2 protein-coding genes are annotated in these 2,217 nt (G+C 67.6%); both read left to right on the forward strand.

Annotated elements, in window-relative coordinates; translation table 11 throughout:
* Nucleotides 1-92: 92 nt before the first annotated feature.
* The gene (istA, locus tag BMW99_RS38945) at nucleotides 93-1,340 is read left to right on the forward strand and encodes an IS21 family transposase (RefSeq protein ID WP_069461755.1); all 1,248 of its coding nucleotides are present in this window, start codon (nucleotides 93-95) and stop codon (nucleotides 1,338-1,340) included.
* Nucleotides 1,340-2,146: an IS21-like element helper ATPase IstB gene (gene istB / locus BMW99_RS38950; protein ID WP_069461754.1), complete on the forward strand. Its 807-nt coding sequence runs from the start codon at nucleotides 1,340-1,342 to the stop codon at nucleotides 2,144-2,146. Before istA ends, istB begins: the two co-directional genes overlap by 1 nt.
* Nucleotides 2,147-2,217 lie beyond the last annotated feature (71 nt).

Raw genomic sequence — 2,217 nt, forward strand, 5'->3', positions numbered from 1 at the left:
TGTCGGCGACGGCTGAAAAGTGGACCAGTGGCGGCGCTTGAAAGTTGACCCCCTTCAAGGGTCTGGCTCGTTGAGTCAGGCCGGGAGGATGGGTGATCAGCGTGGAGGACTGGGCGGAGATCCGCCGGCTTCATCGCGCCGAGCAGATGCCGGTGCGGGCGATCGCGAGGAAGCTGGCCATCGCGAGAAACACTGTCCGCAGGGCGATCGCGGACGATGCGCCGCCGAAGTATCAGCGGGCGCCGAAGGGTTCGATCGTAGATGTGGTCGAGCCGCAGATCCGTGAACTGCTTGAGCAGTGGCCTGAGATGCCGGCAACGGTGATCGCCGAGCGGATCGGCTGGGACCGGGGTCTGACCGTGCTGAAGAACCGGGTCCGGGATCTGCGGCCGGCCTATCGGCCTGCGGATCCGGCGTCGCGGACTGTCTATGAGCCGGGCGTGGTCGGGCAGTGTGACCTGTGGTTTCCGCCTGCTGACGTCCCGCTCGGCTTCGGCCAGGTCGGGCGGCCGCCGGTGCTGGTGATGGTCGCCGGCTATTCGCGGTGGATCACCGCGCGGATGCTGCCTTCCAGGTCGGCGGCCGACCTGATCGCAGGTCACTGGCGGCTGCTGACCGAGTTGGGTGCCGTCCCCAAAATGCTGGTCTGGGACAACGAAGGAGCAGTTGGGTCGTGGCGGAGTGGAGGTCCTCGGCTCACAGATGACTTTGCGGCGTTCGCGGGTCTGTTGGGCGTGAAGTTCGTGCTCTGCAAGCCGCGGGATCCCGAAGCCAAGGGCCTGGTCGAGCGGGCCAACGGCTACCTGGAGACGTCGTTCCTGCCCGGGCGGGTGTTCAGCTCGCCCGCCGATTTCAACGTCCAGCTCGCCGACTGGCTGGCCAAGGCCAACCGGCGCATCCACCGCACCTTGCAGGCGCGCCCGTCGGATCGTCTGGACGCCGACCGATCCCGCATGCTCGCCCTGCCGCCGATCGCCCCGCCGGGCTGGTGGAAAGCATCACTGCGGCTGCCACGGGACCACTACGTCCGCCTCGACACCTGCGACTACTCGGTGCATCCGCTGGCCGTGGGCCGTCGCGTTGAGGTGGCCGCGGACCTGGACCAGGTCCTGGTGACCTGCGAGGGCGTCGAGGTCGCCCGTCATGCCCGCAGCTGGGCCCGCCATCAGACGATCACGGACCCTGATCACGCGGCTGCCGCCGCCACCATCCGCAAGGCCGCCGCCGGCAAGAAGCCGGCACCACAGGTGACCGAGGTGGAGGAACGGTCGCTGGACACCTACGACCGGATCTTCGGCGTCATCGACGGCGGGCTGAGCACGGGTGAAGGGGCAGCGTGATGAGCACGAAGAACAGCACGAACCCGGCCCGGGCCTCCCGCGACGTGAGCTCTGAACTGGTCTATCTGACCAAAGCGTTGAAGGCCCCGGCACTGCGGGATGCCGCGAGCAGGCTTGCCGAACGAGCCCGCGAGGAGAGCTGGAGCCACGAGGAGTATCTGGCCGCCTGCCTGCAGAGAGAGGTCGCCGCCCGCGACTCGCACGGCGCCGAAGGACGCATCCGGGCGGGTCGATTCCCTTCCCGCAAGTCGCTGGAGGACTTCGACTTCGACCATCAGCGGTCCGTGAAACGTGAGGTCATCGCTCATCTGGGGACGCTGGACTTCGTGGTCGGGAAGGAGAACGTGATCTTCCTCGGGCCGCCCGGCACCGGCAAGACCCACCTGGCCACCGGGCTCGGCATCCGGGCTTGCCAGGCCGGCCATCGCGTCGCTTTTGCCACGGCCGCTCAGTGGGTGACCCGTCTCGCCGAAGCTCATCAGGCCGGCCGCCTGGGCGACGAGCTGACCCGGCTCGGGCGGATCCCGCTGATCGTGGTCGACGAGGTCGGCTACATCCCTTTCGAGCCCGAGGCCGCGAACCTGTTCTTCCAGTTCATCTCGGGCCGCTACGAACGTGCGTCCGTGATTGTGACCAGCAACAAGCCCTTCGGGCGCTGGGGCGAGGTCTTCGGCGACGACACCGTCGCCGCAGCCATGATCGACCGTCTCGTCCACCACGCAGAAGTGATCTCCCTCAAGGGCGACAGCTACCGCATGCGCGGCCGCGACCTCGGACGGGTTCCCGCCGCCAACACCGGGGAATGACCAACATCAACTGACGCAAGGGGTTCACTTTCACCTGCCGGAAGTGGGTCACGATTCAAGCGTCGCCGACA

Source organism: Actinacidiphila rubida (assembly GCF_900110255.1).
Lineage (GTDB): Bacteria > Actinomycetota > Actinomycetes > Streptomycetales > Streptomycetaceae > Actinacidiphila > Actinacidiphila rubida.

Bases quoted from the DNA above. Each gene is read 5' to 3' on its own strand.
- istB (WP_069461754.1), top strand. From the start codon at position 1,340: ATGAGCACGAAGAACAGCACGAACCCGGCCCGGGCCTCCCGCGACGTG.